The 18,318-nt window shown below is 65.1% G+C and carries 11 protein-coding genes and 1 pseudogene; 5 read left to right on the top strand and 7 right to left on the bottom strand.

All coding sequences use genetic code 11. The features are described from left to right. The first annotated feature begins 20 nt into the window (after positions 1-20). Together ACLBXN_RS20930 and ACLBXN_RS20925 are read left to right on the top strand one after the other, a co-directional pair. Positions 21-866 carry an SDR family NAD(P)-dependent oxidoreductase gene (locus tag ACLBXN_RS20930; protein ID WP_447613433.1) on the top strand — a complete coding sequence of 282 codons (846 nt, stop codon included), beginning with the start codon at positions 21-23 and terminating at the stop codon, positions 864-866. A 147-nt stretch (positions 867-1,013) separates the two neighbouring features. After that, the gene (locus ACLBXN_RS20925) at positions 1,014-2,123 is read left to right on the top strand and encodes a Rieske 2Fe-2S domain-containing protein (protein WP_043005815.1); all 1,110 of its coding nucleotides are present in this window, start codon (positions 1,014-1,016) and stop codon (positions 2,121-2,123) included. A 170-nt stretch (positions 2,124-2,293) separates the two neighbouring features. On the opposite strand, the gene ACLBXN_RS20920 is transcribed toward ACLBXN_RS20925, so the two are convergent. Both ACLBXN_RS20920 and ACLBXN_RS20915 read right to left on the bottom strand, forming a co-directional pair. Further along, positions 2,294-3,025 carry an EthD domain-containing protein gene (locus tag ACLBXN_RS20920; RefSeq protein WP_447613432.1) on the bottom strand — a complete coding sequence of 244 codons (732 nt, stop codon included), beginning with the start codon at positions 3,023-3,025 and terminating at the stop codon, positions 2,294-2,296. Then, complete coding sequence (locus ACLBXN_RS20915) at positions 3,022-4,317, bottom strand: MFS transporter (RefSeq protein ID WP_447613431.1); 1,296 nt, start codon at positions 4,315-4,317, stop codon at positions 3,022-3,024. Before ACLBXN_RS20915 ends, ACLBXN_RS20920 begins: the two co-directional genes overlap by 4 nt. A 232-nt stretch (positions 4,318-4,549) precedes the next feature. Here ACLBXN_RS20915 and ACLBXN_RS20910 point away from each other — a divergent pair. From ACLBXN_RS20910 to ACLBXN_RS20900, 3 genes and pseudogenes are all read left to right on the top strand, one after another. After that, a pseudogene (locus ACLBXN_RS20910) lies at positions 4,550-6,319 on the top strand (N-acyl-D-amino-acid deacylase family protein). A gap of 80 nt (positions 6,320-6,399) precedes the next feature. After that, positions 6,400-7,755, top strand: a complete 1,356-nt coding sequence (locus ACLBXN_RS20905; protein ID WP_447613430.1) for a spinster family MFS transporter — start codon at positions 6,400-6,402, stop codon at positions 7,753-7,755. 254 nt (positions 7,756-8,009) lie between these two features. Continuing rightward, positions 8,010-8,447 (top strand): hypothetical protein, encoded by a 438-nt coding sequence (locus ACLBXN_RS20900; protein WP_447613429.1) that lies wholly within the window; start codon positions 8,010-8,012, stop codon positions 8,445-8,447. 95 nt (positions 8,448-8,542) lie between these two features. Here ACLBXN_RS20900 and ACLBXN_RS20895 read toward each other — a convergent pair whose 3' ends face one another. From ACLBXN_RS20895 to ACLBXN_RS20875, 5 genes are all read right to left on the bottom strand, one after another. Beyond that, entirely contained in the window at positions 8,543-10,150 is a 1,608-nt protein-coding gene (locus ACLBXN_RS20895) for an AMP-binding protein (RefSeq protein ID WP_447613428.1), read from the bottom strand. 255 nt (positions 10,151-10,405) lie between these two features. After that, positions 10,406-11,764, bottom strand: coding sequence for a spinster family MFS transporter (locus ACLBXN_RS20890; RefSeq protein ID WP_447613427.1), 1,359 nt, complete (start codon positions 11,762-11,764; stop codon positions 10,406-10,408). A gap of 124 nt (positions 11,765-11,888) precedes the next feature. Next, positions 11,889-14,318: an acyl-CoA dehydrogenase gene (locus tag ACLBXN_RS20885; RefSeq protein ID WP_447613426.1), complete on the bottom strand. Its 2,430-nt coding sequence runs from the start codon at positions 14,316-14,318 to the stop codon at positions 11,889-11,891. A gap of 28 nt (positions 14,319-14,346) precedes the next feature. Further along, positions 14,347-16,065, bottom strand: a complete 1,719-nt coding sequence (locus tag ACLBXN_RS20880; RefSeq protein ID WP_447613425.1) for a GMC family oxidoreductase — start codon at positions 16,063-16,065, stop codon at positions 14,347-14,349. 85 nt (positions 16,066-16,150) lie between these two features. Further along, positions 16,151-18,310, bottom strand: coding sequence for a 3-hydroxyacyl-CoA dehydrogenase NAD-binding domain-containing protein (locus tag ACLBXN_RS20875; protein ID WP_447613424.1), 2,160 nt, complete (start codon positions 18,308-18,310; stop codon positions 16,151-16,153). Between the last annotated feature and the right edge of the window lie 8 nt (positions 18,311-18,318).

Raw genomic sequence — 18,318 nt, 5'->3', positions numbered from 1 at the left:
CCAAAAAACCGGAGACTCTCATGAGCCAGCCCGTCGTTCTCATCACCGGTGCCAGCCGCGGCATCGGCGCGGCAACCGCCGTCTTCTTTGCCCTGCGGGGCTGGCGCGTGGCCATCACCGCGCGCACGCTGACCGAAGGCGCGCAGCTGGACAACCAGCTGCGTCTGCCCAACGGCCAGTTGCTGTCCGGCAGTCTGGAGTCCACCGCCCGGGCCATAGAGGCCGCAGGCGGCGAGGTGTTTGCCCATGTCATGGACCTGATGGATCTGACCAGCCTGGACAAGGCCGCCGACGCCGTGCTGCAGCGCTTTGGCCGTGTCGACCTGCTGATCAACAACGCCGTCTACCAGAACCGCGAGATCAACCACCTGATCCCCGAAATCACGGCTGGGTCGCTGCAGCGCTGCCTCCTGGGCAATGTCATCGCCCCTTTCCATCTGGCTCAGCGCCTGCTTCCCTCCATGGCGGCACAGGGCGGCGGCCGCATCATCAATGTGTGCTCGGCGGCCGGTCAGTACAACCCGCCCGTGCCGGCCGACCAAGGCGGCTGGGGCTTTGCCTACGGGGCTTCCAAGGCCGCCATTGCGCGCCTGGCCGGCTGCATCAACACCGAGTACAAGCAGCAGAATGTGCGCGCCTTCAGCGTCAACCCCGGTGTGGTGTCGACCGAGGCCGTCAAGGCCACGCTGGGCGACGACGGCGTGCTGGCCCAGCGCTATGGCGCGGCCACGCCTGAACAGATCGCGGCCGCCCTGTTCTGGCTGGGCTCCGAGCCCGAAGCCCTGTCGCTGGCCAAGTCCCACACCATGCTGGATCTGCAGCCTCTTTACCAGGAGCACGTGGCAGCGGCCGCGATCACCACATGAGCAGGCGCTCACACTCTGACTGGTGCAAACCCTGTGCAGTTTGCGCCAGATCAAAGGCGCTCCGGCACTCGTCCAAACAGAGTATGCGCGGCGGCGCAGCCTGCCAGAAGATGCATCCGTCCAAAACTAAATACGGAGACCTCTGCAATGGCAACCACGAAGGACTACCGCCTCGGTGAATTTACCTACCCGCGTGGCTGGTTCATGATTTCCGAGGCCAGTGCGCTCGACACCCACAAGCCCGTGGCCGTGCGCTTCTTCGGCCAGGATTTCGCGCTGTACCGCGGCCGCGAAAGCGGCAAGGTCGTGCTGCTGGACGCTTACTGCCCCCATATGAAGACCCATCTGGCAGCGCCCAACGCCACCAGCTATGTGGTCATCGACGGTGGCGGCAGCAATGTGGAAGGCGACGGCATCCGCTGCCCCTACCACGGCTGGCGCTTCGGCGCGGACGGCAAGTGCAACCACATCCCCTATCACGACGGCGCCATTCCGGCTGCGGCCGCAGTCAAGAGCTGGAAGGTGGTCGAGCAGTACGGAGCCATCTGGGTCTGGTTCGATCCCGAAGGCGGCGAGCCCGACTACGATCTGCCCACTTTTGGCGACTGGCATGACGAGACCTATGTCAACGGCCAGTGGGACTACCTGGGCGAGCTGAACCAGCATCCCATGGAGGTCGTGGACAATATTGCCGACTATGGTCATCTGAGCCCCATCCATGGCTCGACCGTGGCGCGCTTCGAGAACGAGTTCAAGGGCCACAACGCCATCCAGCGCCAGTGCGGCGGTCACCGCACCCTGGTGGGCGAAGGCGGGGCCAGCGCCGATCTGCACACCGACACCTGGTACCACGGCCCAGCCATCCTGGTCTCCAAGGTCAGCGGCATGTTCAACTCCTTCATGATGATCATGCATACCCCCATCGAGGACGGCAGGATCAAGGTCTGGCACAACCTGCTGGTCAAGACCGCGCATGGCGGCCTGCCGACCAAGGCGGACGAAATTGCCGCCAAGCAGTACCAGGAGGCCAGCCGCCTGGCCTTTGCCCAGGACTTCGAAGTCTGGTCGCAGAAAGCGCCCTGCCTGAACCCGCTGTTCATCCCCAGCGACGGCGCCTTCCTCAAGGCCCGCATCTGGTACAAGCAGTTCTACAACCCGCGCACCAAGACTGCCGAATATCTGGACCAGTGCGAAGGCAGATACATTCCACGCGGCATGGTGGCCTATACCCAGGAAGCCGAGGAAGCGACCGCCTGATCTCCATTGACTCCAAGGCCAAAGGCCCATGCGCTTGCATGGGCCTTTTTACCGTGTGACGGCATTTACTAAAAACCATAGCTTCCAGCGCTTTCCAGGCATAGAAATCAGACAAAAAACATGCTGAAAACTCCGCTTAAAAGGCGCTAGCAGCTACTATTTTTGCATTCTCAAGGCCGGGCATGCGTCACCTGCGTCAGCACGAAGACATGCTCGCCCCAGCCGAACTCGCCATGTTGCGCAGAAGGCGAGACATCGAGTGAAGCCGCTGCCGCTTGCGCCTGCTCCAGCGTGTCGAACCACCACTCGAGCACATGGCGATAGCCGTAGCCGTCTGGCGCCTGCGCGTCGACGGTGTTGCAGACGATGCGGCTGGCCAGCGCCAGCGCACCGCCTTGCCACTGCGGCGGACAGGCTTGCGGCAAAGCCGCAGCGCCCTGCCAGACATCGCTGCGCTGCACAAAGCCGATCAAGATGAGCTGCCCCTGGCGCGGCAGGACATCTGCGGACCCGCAGCCACGCAGCACCTGCTGGCGGCACAGCAGCGAAAAATTGCGCACATAGTCGGCAAACACGCGAGGCTCATCGGGGCGCATGATGGCCAGGGTCTCGGGGTCGCTCCAGATGGCCGAGCCCGCTTCGCGCTCGGCCAGCACCATGAGATTGACGCCGTCATAGTCCTGGCTCAGGGCTGCGGCCGGCGCCGGCACGCTCAATATGCGTGCGCATTGCGCCACGGCCTGGACGCGCTGGCCCACATTGCGGCATTGGCGGCCCAGCGCGGAATGCTCGCGCCAGGCCTGTTCAAACTCCTCCGGGCGCAGTGCGGGGTTGCGCCGCGCCAGATAGATCATCTTCCAGACGGCAGCGCCGCTCTGCTCTCTGTCCGCCTGCATCTTCATGCGGCGACGGCCACGGGTGCGTGGGCCCTGCGGTAAGCCCCCGGGTAATGCTGGAGGGCCCGGTAGAACGCCCACACCGCCGGCACCAGCGTGCACATCATGATCGCCATGGCATAGCGAAGGCCTTCGCCGGGTGCGACGCTGTTGAGCACATCGCTGAGCCAGCCGGCCACGATGGGTCCCACGCCGTTGCCCAGCAAGGCCCCGGCCATCAGCACCATGGCGCTGGCCGTGGCGCGCCGCTCAGCGGCGACGACCAGACTCAGGGCCGCATAGGTTGCCGGTGCCCACCAGGCCGTGAAGAAGGAATAGACCAGCATGCAGGCCATGGACAACATGAATTGATCCGAGCCCACCAGCAGATAGCCGAAACCCAGCACCATGGCTAAAGCGGTGCCGATCACGGGAATGCGTATCTGCCAGCGCACATCGCTGCGCGCCAGCCGGTCCGTCAACCAGCCCGAGAACAGACTGCCAGAGACCGAGAGAACGGCAGCCCCTGCGGAAATCGAGCCCGCCGGCTTGAGGCTGAGATCGAAGCGACGCGCCAGCAAGGCCACATTCCAGGCGCCGATCGAGATTCCTGCGATCAGCACGCAGGCTGCGCCCAGAATCAGATAGCGGGTCACGGGCTCCTGCCATATCAGGGCGACCGCAGAGCCGGACTGCTGCCGGCCTTCCTGTGGAGCCGCACCCGCCTGCCCGACGGTGCGAACGGGTTCGCGCACACTCAGGCGCAGCACCAGGGACAGGAGCATGATGGCCACGCCGATGATGACCATGGTCACGCGCCAGCCCCACAGCTCGGCAAACAGCGGCCCCAGCAGCAGGGCCAGCAGGGCACCCATCGCATTGCCGACGCCGAAGACACTCATGGCACGCGAGCGCTCGTGGGGTTTGTAGAGATCGGCCAGGATGGACATGGAGGCCGCGCCGCCACCGGCATCTCCCAGGGCAGCGCCGGCACGCGATGCCGTCAGTCCGCCAGAGCCGGTGGCCAGCGCGCCCAGTGCTGCCACCGCGCCGCCGATGCCACGGCACCAGGCAATCAGGCTGCGCCGTTCATGGCGGTCGGCCAGCCGCCCCAAAGGTATGCCCAGCGCAGTAAAGGTCAGCGCAAAGCCGAGTCCGGTGATCAGACCGATCTGCAGGTCCGAGAAGCCGAACTCCTGCTTGATGGGCTGCAGCAACACGGCCAGGATCTGCCGGTCCATGAAGGTCAGCCCGGACAAGGCCGTCAGCAGCGCCAGCACGTACCCTCTCGATGGGTTCTGATGATTTGGTTGGGTCATTGTTTTCTTGGTTTTTGGCATCACGCAGAAGCTCTGGCCGCTGCTCGCACCCTGTGCGCAGCACGCCAGGCGCGGCGGCAGTCTTTCGACCCGTCTCGCACGTCGCGGTGCGGCGATATGCCGCCGGCTGCAGCACCGCCCTGAGCATCGTGATGCATGAGCTGCCGCACTCACATCGTCCCAACGGACGATTCCCTAACCCTGATAGGCGTTGCGTGCGGATTGCCTCTTAATGGAATGCTGCTGCGGGCTCGGCCGCGCACCAGAACCTCAAGGAGACCGACCTATGCAGCAATTAGACTTGCTGATCCGCAACGGCCGCATCGTGGACGGCACCGGGGCCCCGATTTACCGCGCGGACCTCGGAGTGCGCAACGGGCGCATCGCCGCCATCGGCCAGCAACTGGGCGACGCCGCGCAGCAGATCGATGCCGAAGGATTGCTGGTGACACCGGGCTTTGTGGACGTGCACACGCATTTCGACGGTCAGGCGACCTGGGATGAGAGGCTTTGGCCCAGCTCGCAGCAGGGCGTGACCACGGCGGTAATGGGCAACTGCGGCGTGGGCTTTGCTCCCTGCCGGCCCGAAGACAGGGACCAGCTGATTGCGCTCATGGAGGGAGTGGAGGACATCCCCGACACCGCGCTGCATGAAGGTCTGCCATGGAACTGGGAGAGCTTTCCCGAATATCTGCAAGCCCTGGCAGCGCGGCGCTACGACATCGATATTGCCGCTCTGCTGCCTCACGCGCCGCTGCGCGTCCACGCCATGGGCGAGCGTGCCATACGGCGCGAGCAGGCCAGCGCCGAAGACATCAAAGCCATGCAGGAACTGATCCGGCAAGGCCTGGCCGCCGGCGCCGTGGGCCTGTCCACGTCTCGCACCATGGCCCACCGCTCCAGGTCGGGAGACTTCACCCCCATGTACCAGGCCGCGAGCGAGGAGTTGCTGGCGCTGGGAGTCGCGCTCAAGAACTATCCGAACAGCGTGTTCCAGATGATCTCGGACTTCGAGCACGTCGGCGATGAGTTCAGCATACTCACACGCGTCGCTCAGCGCACGGGCCGTGCCGCCACCCTCACCGTGCTTCAGTATCCGCACCGCCCGCAACTGCACCGCGAACTGCTGCAGCAGATCGAGAAAGCCAACGCCGACGGGCTGCGCATCATGGGCCAGGTGCTGAACCGCCCCGTGGGCGTGCTCATGGGGTTCGAGTGCAGCCTGAACCCCTTCTCCTGCCGCCCCAGCTATGCAGCATTGGCGCCGCTCGAGCCAGCAGAACGCCTCAGGGCGCTGGCAATGCCCGCCACGCGCAGCGCCATCCTCAGCGAGAAGGACCGCAATCCCCATCTGTTCATGGAGTATTTCGGCCAGAACTTCGCGGGCATGTACCCCTGGTGCGGCGACGAGCCCAACTATCTGCCGCAGGCCGGCGATTCGGTTCAGGCGCTGGCCGATGCCGCCGGCGTACCGCCGCTGGAGTGGATGTACGACTTCATGCTGGGCCGTGAAGGCCAGGCCCTGGTCTATCTGCCCATGGCCAACTATCTGGACCATGACTGCAGCGCTCTGCACGAGCTGCTCGGACATCCCCATACCGTACCCGCCTTGGGCGATGGCGGCGCCCATGTAGGCACCATCTGCGACGGCAGCGCCACGACGTTTCTGCTCACCGAATGAGTGCGCGAGCGCGGCCTGTTCGGCATCGAGCAGGCCATTCATCTGCTCACGCAGCGGCCGGCCTCGCTCTACGGCTTTGCCGACCGGGGAGTGCTGCAACCGGGCAAGCTGGCGGACCTCAACCTCATCGATCTGCAGGCGCTCCAGATTGAGCCGCCGCATATCGCCAGAGACCTTCCCGCCGGCGGCAAGCGCTTTCTACAAGGCGCGCAGGGCTATCGCTACACCATCAAGTCCGGCCAGATCACCTACCGCGACGGCAGGGCCACCGAGGCATTGCCGGGCCGCCTGCTCAAGCGCAGCGAGCTGACGCCCGGCTGAGCGCGCCTGGGCATCCACGGCCTCAAGGCCAGTCCGGCGCCTGAGACCCGCACCCGCTTTTCATTCGACAGGAGAACTCCTTGCATATCCCCGTATCCGCCTCCGGAACCGCGCCCCCGGCTCACGAGCAGCCCTCTTCCCTGAGCCACAGGCAGCGCAACTACATGCTGTTGGTGTTGTTCTTCGTCTACACCATGGCCATGGCCGACCGCAACATCATGGGCGTTCTCATCCAGCCCGTGCAGGCCGAGTTCCATATCTCCGACGGCGCCATGGGCCTGCTCACCGGCCTCGCGTTCGCGCTGTTCTACAGCGTGCTGGCGATACCGTTCGGGCGCTATGCAGACCGCTCCAACCGGCGCAATCTGATCGCCTGGTGCTGTCTGGCCTGGAGCATTGCCACGGCCCTGTGCGGGCTGGCAGTGGGCTTCTGGACGCTGGCCGTTGCCCGCGTGGCGGTGGCGATCGGCGAGGCGGGCGGCAGCGCGCCGTCGGTGTCGATGATCGCCGATGCCTACCCTCCAGAGCAGCGCAGCCGCGCCATGGGCATCTATATGCTGGGCGCGCATTTTGGCGTGCTGTTCGGCCTGGGCGCAGGCGCCTGGATTGCGCAGGAATACGGCTGGCGCCATGTCTTCATCTGGATGGCCATTCCCGGCATGTTGGTGGCCATGCTGCTGCGTCTTACCTGCATGGAGCCGCTGCGCAAGACCTTGCCGCATGTGGATGGCGCAGCTTCCCGGGCGCAGGAAGGATTTCTGCTGGTCCTGCAGTCGCTGCGTCGCAACCGTGCCTTTGTCGGCATTGCCACAGCCGGCGTGATACTGACCTTCGCCGGTCAGGCCATCGGCATCTGGAACACCTCTTTTCTCGTGCGCTCCTATGGCCTGAGCCTCAAGGAAGCGGGTGCCATTTTTGGCGTTCTTGGCGCCAGCGCCGCCGTCACCGGGGCCCTGTTCAGCGCATGGCTGACCGACCGTCTGATCCGGCACGATCCGCGCTGGCAGCTATGGCTGCCAGCCATGGGAGTGCTGCTTTCCATCCCGTTCGGCATCTACTTCTACCTGGCACCTGCCGAAGGCATCTGGCCGCTTTGGGGCCTGAAAGTGCCGCGGACCATGCCCGCCTATCTGGTGTTCGGCGTGCTGATGAGCTTCTGGGTTCCGCCCACCTATGCGGCACTGACCAATGTGGTGGCCTCGACACGCATGGCCACGGCGATGGCGATCTTCGGGCTCTGCGCTTCTGCCGTGGGCGGAGGACTGGGGCCCCTGGTCGTGGGCCTGATCAGCGACGGTCTGACGGCCAGCTACGGCAAGGAAGCCCTGCGCTATGGCCTGGTGGCCATGGTCGGATGCTGTCTGCTGGCCGTGCTTTGCTACCTGCTCTCGCTGCGTGACTATGTGCGCAGGGTCCAAGGCCATCCAGATACCTGAAGCACCTGAGCACCTGAGCACCTGAGCACCTGAGCACCTGAGCACCTGAGCAACGGAGCAACGGAGCAACGGAGCAACGGAGCAACGGAGCAACCGCCAGCATCCCGGGCTATCTGCAAGGCCATGGCGAACAACCGATCTGCGAGCGATCTCGCACTCCGGATCTCAAAGCCGTCGCCGGCCAAGCCTAGCCTAGCCGTTCCTGACCGAGACCGGCGATATAGTGGCTGCGTCAACTTCCGGGCCTACACGCCATGTACCTGCGCAAGCTCTCCATCCCGCTTCAAGCATCGCTCCTGCTGAGCTGCTTCGCCATCTCCTGCAGCGCGCAGGAGACTGCCGCCTGGGACAAGCAGGCCACGGGCCGCACGTCCATCACCAGGCTGGGCACGATTGATTACGAGGTGGGCTACAGCAGCGCCGGCTTTGACCATTTCTCTTCTGAAATCGTGGTCAGATGGAATGACGGGGGAGCGCAGGAGCAGACGCTGTATGAAGGCATTTACGACAGGCCGCCCGCCAAGGTCTGGGGGAGCGGCTCCCATCTGTGCGTGGCCATGCAGACCTGCGCGCGCTATTCGGATCGCTGCAGCTGGTATGTGATTGCACACCGCTATGACGCGCAGGCCAGGGCATTTGTGGCACTGAAGTCCGAGAAGACGGCGCGTCGGATCTGCGCTGCGGCACGCTGAAAAAAAGAAGGAGGCCGGGGCCTCCTTTAAATCCCGTCGTCAGGCGCGACGAACAGGGTATTCCTTCACCGTCTGCAAATACTCCTTCTTCTCGCTCAGGCCGTCGCGGCGGCCAGCGGCTCATGCTCGGCCGCATAGGCCTTGGCCCAGCGGTAATCCGCCTTGCCTGCCGGGCTGCGCCTGACTTCAGGGGCCAGATACACGGCGCGCGGCAGCTTGTAGCCCGACAGATTGCTGCGGCAGACTTTCTCGAACTCCTGCAGATCGAATTCGTGGCCCGGTTGCACCTGCACCACGGCCACCACCTTGCTGCCCCAGCGCTCGTCCGGAAGGCCCACGACCATCACATCCTGAACCGGCGGGTAGCGGCGCGCGGTTTCCTCCACCTCCTCTGGGTAGACCTTCTCACCCCCGGTGTTGATGCATTGCGAGCCGCGGCCCAGCACCACATATTCACCCGTGGTGTCGATGCGAGCCCTGTCCCCTGTCAGCACCCAGCGGCTGCCCTCGACCATGACAAAGGTCTCGGCCGTTTTCTTGGGATCGCCGTAATAGCCCAGGGGCATGTGGCCACGGCGCGAAAGAATGCCTTCCTCTCCGGGCTGTCTCAGAATGCGCAGGTCCTCGGAGATCACGCTGAGATCGGGACGCGGCGCGATGCGCATGAAACCTTCGCCCTCGGGCGTCTTCTCTCCCCCGCCCAGAACGCCGGATTCGGAGCTGGCCATGCCGTTGTTGAGCACCAGATGCGGCACCTGCAGCAGCAGCCGCTCCTGCAGATGACGCGAGAACACGGCACCGCCGTTGCCGAAAATCATCAGCGACTTGAGAGGCCAGCGCCCGGGGTTGTTCTCCAGCGCCTGGATGATGGGCAGGGCCATTGCATCGCCCACCACGGCCATCACGTTGATCTGGTGATGCTCGATCAGATCCAGCATATGCACGGGATCGAAGTTCTTGCGATCGTTCACATAGACGGGATGACCGGAAAACAGGCTGATCAGGGTGGCCCACATGGCCGCGCCATGCATCAGCGGAGCGGCCGCCAGATAGGCCAATGCCGGGCCGTTGGGCACCAGTTGCAGCAGCTCCTCGGGCGTCTCGATGGGGGGGCGGCGGAAGTAATAGCCGCCACCGCCCAGGGCCCCCATGAACAGCGATTTGTGCGGCCACATCACGCCCTTGGGCAAGCCCGTGGTGCCGCCGGTGCAGAGCATGAAGATATCGTCGTCGCTGCGCTCGGCGTCCGTGAGTTCCCGGGCGCCTTCGGCCAGCACCGACTCGTAGGGCTGAACGCTTCTGGGCAGGCCATCGCGCACAGTGCCAACCCGCAGCGCCAGGCGCAGCGTGGGCACCCGGGGCATGATTTCCAGCACCGATGCATCGAAGTCCGCGCCATAGACAAGGGCTCGCAGATCCAGGCTGTTGAACAGCCCCTGCAGCTCATCGGCCACATAGCGGTAGTTCACGTTCACCGGCACGGCGCCGATCTTGCTGCAGGCAAAAAAGGCCTCCAGATACTCGGCGCAGTTGTAGAGCTGGATGCCGACGTTGTCGCCCCGCCCGATGCCACGCGCGCGCAGCGCATTGCCCAGCTGATTGGCTCGCTCGTCGAGCTGCTTGAAGCTGAGCTTCTGGTCGCCGCAACCGAAGGCCGTGCGGTCGGGCACAGCCTGCACCACCAGCTCAAAAATATCTGCCAAATTGAAGGTCCGCTTCATCTTCCTGTCTCCGTCTGTCCTTGAGTTGTTCTGAATTCACTGTGTCTGCAATCGCTCTCATGCTCGGCGGCTGGCCTGCGGCATTCATCGTCCGCTTGAACTGGGGACAGACCCTTGGTCACTGGCGCGCCAATGCTCGGACCAAACGGCCTGTGCTGCCAAGAGCGCCAACCCTAGGGCGCGTGCCTGCCGGCTGGCAGCAGGCAAAGTGCTGCCTGCGCTTTCCTGCAATGCCGCTCAAGCCGTCTTTCCTGCGGTCAACTGCGCCGCGTAGTGCCTGATGACCCAGACATAGATTCCCACTGCCAGCAGATAGAACGCCAGCATGCAGACCAGCGCCCAGCGCAGCGATTCCTGCCCGTAACCGGCAGTGAAGGCGTCGCTGAGCAGTCCCACCACCAACGGCCCCAGCCCGCCGCCGACAGCCGTCAGCAGCAGGTTGTAGATGGACAGCGAGGTCGCCAGGCGATGCGCTGCGATCACATTGGTCAGTGCCGCAAACACCGGCGCCGCCCAGAAGCTGGAGAAGATGGCAAACAGGCCATAGAACGCCACGGCATGGGGAATCTGCAGCCCGGCAAGCTGCCAGGTCTGGGGCGAGGTGTTGAGATAGAAAGCCAGCCCCAGCGGCACCGAGATCAGCGTGCCCAGAATCGGCATGCCCACCTGCCAGCGCTTGTCGCGCCTGGCCATGAGATCCGTCAGCCAGCCGCTGAGCAAAGCACCTGCGATGGCTGCAGGCCCGCCGATGAAGCCCATGATGGCGCCCGCATCCTTGAGCTGCAGACCGTGCGATCGCACCAGAAACGCCGTGTTCCACATGCCGATCGCATAGCCCGAGAATGCCATCAGCATGCTGGCCAGACCCAGGCCCACAAACGCCTTGTTGCGTGCCAGCGCGGCCATGACATCGCCAAATTTTTCGGCGGCGGCCTGTGCCGCCGAGCGCCCGTCCTGAGCCCCCCGCACGGGCTCAAGGCAGGTCAGACGCAGCAGCAGGGCCACCAGCACGCCAGGCAAGGCCAGCCACAGGAAAGCCGAGCGCCAGCCGTAGTGCTGGGCAATCCAGGCGCCCACGCCGAGCCCCACCAGTGAGCCCAGGTGCGGCCCCAGGCTGAACACGCTCATGGCGCGGCTGCGCTGCTCGGGCGGATAGACATCGGCGATCATGGTGGTCGATGCCGCCGTGCTGCCCGCCTCTCCCACCGCCACGCCCACACGGGCGGCCGTCAGGCTCCAGAAGCCCACCGCCATGCCGCACAGCCCCGTGGCCATGCTCCAGCCGGCGCAGCACCAGGCAATCAGGTTGCGCCGGTTGCAACGGTCGGCAAACCGGCCAAAGGGCACCGCCAGAATGCTGTAGAACAGCGCAAAGGCCAGACCCGTGAGCAAACCCATGGCGCTGTCCGAAACCCCCATCTCCTGCTTGATGGGCTGAATCAGCACCCCCATGATCTGGCGGTCGATCATGCTCACGCCATAGACGAGCAGCAGTACCAGCAGCAGATAGTGACGTCGCCAGCCCGTCACATTGCCAAGCGGCTGCCGATGTGCCGAAGCAGCTTGCGACACGCGGGTCGCAGCAGATGCACTCATTTCCTGTCTCCTGAAGAACGTGATCTGCGCCACGTTGAGTCAATGAAAGCTTCTTCCCCGGCACAAGAGCCGGACACAAGAGCCGGGCACCAGGGCACAGCGCATGGTGCTGCGCCGCACCGGATCACCGGGCCAGCAGCTCGCAGAAGGGAACATCCCTGTCGCTGCGCGGCTCGGCGGCCAGCCCCAGCACGCGCTCGCCAATGCTGTTGAGTACCACCTCGTCGGTACCGCCCGCAATGCGCATGCCGGCAGAGCCAAACCACAGACGCTCCACCATCGCAAAGCGCTCACCCAATCCGCTGGCCGCCAGTTCGCTGGCCGCCAGCACGCCGCGCTGGCCCAGCAAGTCGATAGCGAAGTAGCTAAAGGACTGCAGCGCGGCAGCGGCCACGTTCTTGGCGCCGCTCATTTCCGGGCCGTGCTGGCGCCCCTTGCTCAGCGCCGTCAGTGCGCGGCATTGCAGCAGCCATAGCGCCTGCTCTTTCAGATAGAGATCGGCCCAGCGCTCGCGCAGGCGGCCGTCCTCCAGCGCGGGCCGGCCTTCGAAGCGAAGATCGGCCAGCAGACCTGCCGTGGTGCGCCACAGCTCGGCGGGCATCACGCCGCCAATGGCCAGGCGCTCGGCCATCAATCCCGTCAGCGTGACCTTCCAGCCACCGCCCAGCTTCCCCACCAGCTGGCGGTCGGGCACGAACACATCCTCGAAGAAGACCTCGTTGAACTCGGACTCCCCGCCGGCCTGACGAATCGGGCGCACGGTAATGCCGGGCGAATGCATGTCCAGAAAGAAGGTGCTCAGCCCTTCGAACTTGCTGGCCTGCGGATCGGTACGGGTCAGCACCAGGCCCCACTGGGCAAACTGCGCGAGCGAAGTCCAGACCTTCTGGCCGTTGATGATCCAGCCCTCGCGGCCATCGGTCGCGCGTTCGGCACGTGTGCGCACCATGCCCAGGTCGGAGCCCGCGCCTGGCTCGCTCAGCAGCTGGCACCAGAGGTTCGTGCCGCTCAGCGCCGGGGCCACATGCTGGCCCAGCACTTCGGGACTGGCATGTGCCATCACCGATGGCAGCACCATGCCCAGGCTCACATTGAACATGCCCGTGGGCACTTTGACCTTGCCCTCCTCCTGGCGCCAGATCAGCTCCTGCATGGGAGTGCCGCCACGACCGCCGAGCACCTTGGGCCAGGTGATGGCGCCAAAGCCCGCTGCCGCCTTGCGGCCTTGCCAGACCCGGGCCGCCTCCAGGCGCTGCGCGGCCGTCATGTCGCGGCCGAAATAGTCGTCGGCGCTGGCCTTGGGCTCGGCATTGGCCTGCAGCCAGGCCCGGCATTCGGCGCGGAATGCCGCCTCTTCGGGCGTGTCCTCGAAGTCCATGGACTGGCTGTCGGCCTGCTTCGCGCTCTTTGCAGGCGCTTCGGGTTCGGCAGCGAGCAGCCGCTGCTGCAACTCGGCCGCAACCTGCTCGCGCCAGGCATGGATACTGCCCAGCTCCACGGCCTGCTGACGCGCGCGGCGATAGAACAGATGGCAGTCGAGCTCCCACGTATAGCCCATGCCGCCGTGGGTGTGCAGGTTTTCCTGTGCAGCGTCCGACAGCGCCTGGGTGCTGCTCACGCGTGCCGCTGCAGCTGCGCCCGCCAGCTCGGGCGCGCCATCGGCCGCAGCCATGTCCGCCGTCAGGGCCCAGGCGCCGTAGTAGCAATGCGCACGGGCCAGCTGGTTGCTGGTGTAGAGATGGGCCAGCTTGTGCTTGATGCCCTGATAGGAGCCAATGGGCCGGCCAAAGGCCTTGCGCTCCCGGGCATAGCTGCTGGCCATCTCCAGCGCGGCATCGGCCGCACCCAGCTGCTCAAAGGCCAGCATCACGGCCGCGCGATTGCGCACTCGCCGCATGACCTCGGCAGCGCTGCGGCTGCCGTCCAGTTGCTCTGCCTCCGTTTGGTCAAAACTCAGGCGGGCATAGGGCTTGGAGGGGTCCAGCGTCTTGAGCTTTTCGCGCCGCACCGATCCGTCAAACCTGAAGGCCACCAGCACCTGCACCCCCATCGTGTTGCGTGCCAGCGCCACGCCCCATTGCGCGGCCATGCCGTCGGCCACCAGCGGGCAGTCGCCCTTCAAGGTCTTGCCGTCAAACAGGGGCAGACCGGATGGAGGGTCCTGCCCGTCGGCAGGCGCTGCCAGACAGCCAATGCTTCCACCCGAAACCGGCAGAAGCCATTGCTGTCGCTGCGCAGAGTGCTCCTGTGTGGATAGCAAGACGGCCTGCACCGCCAGATACATGGTCGAAGCCATGGGCACGGGGCTGAGCTGGCGGCCCACTTCTTCGGCCACCACGCACATCTCCATGGCTCCCAGGCCTATGCCGCCGCAGTCCTCGGGCAGCATCAGGCTGGTCACCCCCAGCTGGGCCATGCCGCTCCAAACGCTCTGGGCATGCTCGCCCTCGCCCTCAAGCAAGGCACGCGCCTGCGTCAGCGGCGATTCCCTGGTCAGGAATTTGCGAATCTCGTTGCGCAAGGCATTCTGGTCGTCACTGAAATCGAAGTTCATCTTCCGTCTCCACCCATTCTTCCAAAACTCAGGCCACGGCGGCGGCTCTTGCGCCATCAGACAGCGCAGCGGCCGCTGCGCCGGACATATGCGACATCCTGTTGGCAGGAGGTGTCAGGCCCAGCACCAGGTCGGCACCCTTGTCGCCGATCACCACCGAGGCCGCATTCGTGTTGCCCGACACCAGATGCGGCATGACCGAGGCATCGATCACGCGCAGACCCTGCACGCCCTTGACCCTGAGATCGGGTGTGACCACGCTCAGCGGGTCGGCCGCATCGCCCATGCGGCAGCTGCCACTGGCGTGATGGCCAGAGCCCAGGTACATGGAGATCCAGTCCAGCAGCTCGTCATCGCTTTGCAGATCAGGCGTCGGTCGGGTCTGCGTTTCGATCAGCCCGGCCAGTGCAGGCTGACGGGCAATCGTGCTCGCCATGCGCACGCCGTGGAGCAGCGCCTTTCGATCACGCTCGTCGTGCAGAAAGTTCATGCGGATGCTGGCCAGCTCCTCGGGATGGCGGCTCTTGAGCCGGAGCTGGCCGCGCGAGTAAGGTCGCACCTGGTAGGGTGCCATCGTCATGCCGGGGAAGGCCTCGGTGCGGTAGTTCTTGCCGCTTTGCATATAGCCTTCGATATCGCCGGTCACGGGCAGGCCGTGAATCTGGATGTCGTTGTAGGGCAGGCTCGCATCGCTGCTGAACCAGGCGGCAAACTCCGAAGCCGGCATGGCCATGGCGCCCTCCCTGGTCAGCAGGTACCGGAGCAGCGAAGCGCCAATACCCAGGCCGCGCAGCGAGCGGTTGAGGCTGGGCGTGTCGGCCTTCATGCGCCAGGACATGGGGACAATCGCATGGTCCTGCAGATTGGCGCCCACTCCGGGCAGATCCACCTTGACCTCGATCCCCATCTCCTGCAGGTGCGCGGCCGGGCCGATGCCCGAAAACATCAGCAGCTGGGGCGACTGCAGGGCACCGGCGCACAGCAGCACTTCCTTGCTGGCACGGGCAGCGTGGCTTGCGCCCGCCCTGTCCTTCCAGTGCACGGTGCTGGCGCGCAGCCCGTCCAGACCGATGCGGGTGACCAGCAGCTGCATGCGTACATCCAAATTGCGCCGCTGCATGGCGGGCTCGATGGCATTGCTGGCCACAGACGAGCGCCGGCCATTCTTGAGATTGACCTGAAACAGCCCCGCGCCTTGCGGATGGCCGTTGTTGAAATCCCGGCAGGCGGGCAGGCCCGCCTGAATCGCAGCCCGCACCATGGCCAGCGATACCGGGTGCGGGTTGTTCAGATTGTTGGCGGTCAGCGGCCCGCCCCGCCCATGCCAGGGCTGGGTGAACTCTGCCTCGCTGCGCTGCTGGTCCTCGGTGCGCACAAAGTAGGGCAGCAGCTGCTCATAGCTCCAGCCCGCCGCCCCCTGGGCAGCCCAGCTGTCGTAATCCGCCCGGTCGCCGCGCACATAGATCATGCCGTTGATGGACGAAGATCCGCCCAGGCGCTTGCCGCGCGGCAGGCTGATGCGGCGATTGGCTGCGTGCTGCTCGGGCTCTGTCTCATGACCCCAGGAATACTTGGGGCTGTTGATCATCTGGCCCCAGCCCGAAGGCATGGACACCAGCAGATCCTTGTGACTGGCGCCGCCTTCCAGCAGCAGCACCTTGTGCTCGCGGTTCTCGCTCAGCCTTGCCGCCAGAGTGCCACCGGCGGAGCCTGCGCCGATGACGATGTAATCAAAGACTTCATCCATGGCCTGTCTCCATTGATTGTTATTGGATGAGTGACTGTGCCGAGGCAATACCGGGTGAGCGCGCCCGCCCACCCTTGGGCTCTGCTCAGGCCCTGGCAGTTTTGCCGTAGAAGGTCTGCCCCCTGGCCGCCATATCGCGCAGCAGCTGAGGCGGGCGCAGCTGCTCGCCAAACAGATCGGCCAGACGGTCGGCCTCGGCCACGAACTGCGGCAGACCTATGCCGTCGATAAAGCAGAAGGGACCGCCCGTGTAAGCCGGAAATCCCACGCCGAGAATCGAGCCGATGTCGCCATCGGCCGGCGCCAGCAGCACGCCCTCCTCCATGGCACGGGCTCCTTCGACGGCCTGCACATAGAGAATGCGCTGTTTGAGATCGTGGGCGCTGGGCTGCAGGGCTTTCAGCGGGTAATGCTCGGCCAGGCCCGGCCAGATGCGCTTGCCGCTGTCGTCGTAGTCATAGAAGCCCTTGCCCACCTTGCGGCCCAGGCGGCCCAGCTCGAACAGCTTGCCAATCACGGGCACGGAACGGCCCGGCCTGTATTCCCCGGGGAACTCCTTGGCCTGGGCTTCGCCCGCATGCTTGGACAGATCAATCGACAGCTCGTCGGTAATCGCCAGCGGCCCCACGGGCATGCCCGCATGCCTGGCACAGTTCTCAATCAATGCCGGGGCAATGCCTTCGGCCACCATGCCGATGGCGTCATCCACAAACGCGCCGATGAAGCGGCTGGTGAAAAAGCCGCGCTTGTCGTTGACGACAATGGGCGTCTTCTTGAGCTGGGCCACAAAGTCAAGTGCCTGCGCCAGCGTGGCATCCGAGGTCTGCCGGCCGCGAATCACCTCCACCAGCGGCATCTTGTCGGCCGGCGAGAAGAAATGCAGGCCGATAAAGCGATCGGGCCGCTCGCTTGCCTGCGCCAGCAGGCTGATGGGCAGGGCCGAGGTATTGCTGGCCAGCACACAGGTTGGCGGCAGCACGGCGTCCAGCTTCTTCGTGACTTCGGCCTTGATGGCGCGGTCTTCGAACACGGCTTCGACCACCATATCGGCGTCGCGCAGCAGCTCGTAATCGGTGCCGGGCATGATGCGCGCGAGGATGGCGTCGGCCTTCTCGCGGCTCTGGCGACCCTTGTCCACCAGCCTGGCCAGCACCTTCTCGGCGTACTGCTTGCCCTTGTCCGCTGCCGCCTGATCCCGGTCTATCAGCACCACCTGAATGCCGCGCAGGGCGGCCACCAGCGCAATGCCCGCGCCCATCATGCCTGCGCCTATCAGGCCCAGCTTGTGGCATTGGAAGGGCTCCAGGCCCACTGGACGGTGCATGCCTTTCTCGGCCTTGCTCTTGTTGACAAAAAGCGTGCGAATCATGCCGCGCGCCACGGGGCTGCGCGACAGCGTGGCCATGTACTTGCTCTCGATGCGCAGGCCCTTGTCCATGGGCAGCTGGCAGCCTTCGTAGATGCAGCTCTGAATGCACAGCGGCGCCGGCATATTGTGAAAGGTCTTGGCCTGCAGCAGGGTGTTGCCCACCACGAAAGCAGGGGCCACGCGCGCATCCAGCGGGCCGCCACCGGGAATGCGAAAGCCTTTCACATCCCAGGGCTGCACCGCCGTGGGACTGGCCAGCAGCCAGGCCTTGGCAGCGCCGAGCAACTGCTCGGGAGCCACCACCTCGTCCACCAGTCCGGCCTCCCTGGCCTTCACGGCCTGCAGCTGCTTGCCTTCCATCAGAAAAGGCATGGCAGCCAGAATGCCGATCATGCGCGGCAGGCGCTGGGTGCCGCCGGCACCGGGCAGCAAGCCCACTTGCGCCTCGGGCAGGCCGACCATGACCGTAGGCGCATCGGCTGCAATGCGGTGGTGACAGGCCAGGCAGATTTCATAGCCGCCGCCCAGTGCCATGCCGTTGATGGCCGCCACCAGCGGCTTGCCCAGGGTCTCCAGTTTGCGCAGCAGCCTGGACAGCGATGCGCAGGAGGCGAAAAGATCCTCTATGGGCATGTCCGCCATGGCGTCGATATTGGCCTCCATGCCCATCAGGTCGGCCCCGGCGACAAAGCTGTCCTTGCCCGAGGTGATGATGCCGCCGAGCACCCGGTCGTCGCCTTGCATGCGTGCAATACAGGCCTCCAGGCTGTCCATGAAGGCCTGATCGATCACATTCATGGTCTTGCCGGGGTAATCCAGCGTCAGCGTGGCAATGCCGTCCCCATCTACGGCGTAGCGAATGATTTCCGTTGTCATGATTTCTG

It is taken from the genome of Comamonas sp. C24C (assembly GCF_053345995.1).
The sequence above is the reverse complement of the archived record's forward strand: the minus strand, read 5'-3'. Positions and strand labels throughout refer to the sequence as shown.

Coding starts and splice junctions, on each gene's coding strand:
- ACLBXN_RS20920 (WP_447613432.1), bottom strand. CDS start 3,025: ATGAAGATGCAGGCGGACAGAGAGCAGAGCGGCGCTGCCGTCTGGAAG.
- ACLBXN_RS20915 (WP_447613431.1), bottom strand. CDS start 4,317: ATGACCCAACCAAATCATCAGAACCCATCGAGAGGGTACGTGCTGGCG.
- ACLBXN_RS20880 (WP_447613425.1), bottom strand. CDS start 16,065: ATGGATGAAGTCTTTGATTACATCGTCATCGGCGCAGGCTCCGCCGGT.
- ACLBXN_RS20930 (WP_447613433.1), top strand. CDS start 21: ATGAGCCAGCCCGTCGTTCTCATCACCGGTGCCAGCCGCGGCATCGGC.
- ACLBXN_RS20890 (WP_447613427.1), bottom strand. CDS start 11,764: ATGAGTGCATCTGCTGCGACCCGCGTGTCGCAAGCTGCTTCGGCACAT.
- ACLBXN_RS20900 (WP_447613429.1), top strand. CDS start 8,010: ATGTACCTGCGCAAGCTCTCCATCCCGCTTCAAGCATCGCTCCTGCTG.
- ACLBXN_RS20885 (WP_447613426.1), bottom strand. CDS start 14,318: ATGAACTTCGATTTCAGTGACGACCAGAATGCCTTGCGCAACGAGATT.
- ACLBXN_RS20925 (WP_043005815.1), top strand. CDS start 1,014: ATGGCAACCACGAAGGACTACCGCCTCGGTGAATTTACCTACCCGCGT.
- ACLBXN_RS20875 (WP_447613424.1), bottom strand. CDS start 18,310: ATGACAACGGAAATCATTCGCTACGCCGTAGATGGGGACGGCATTGCC.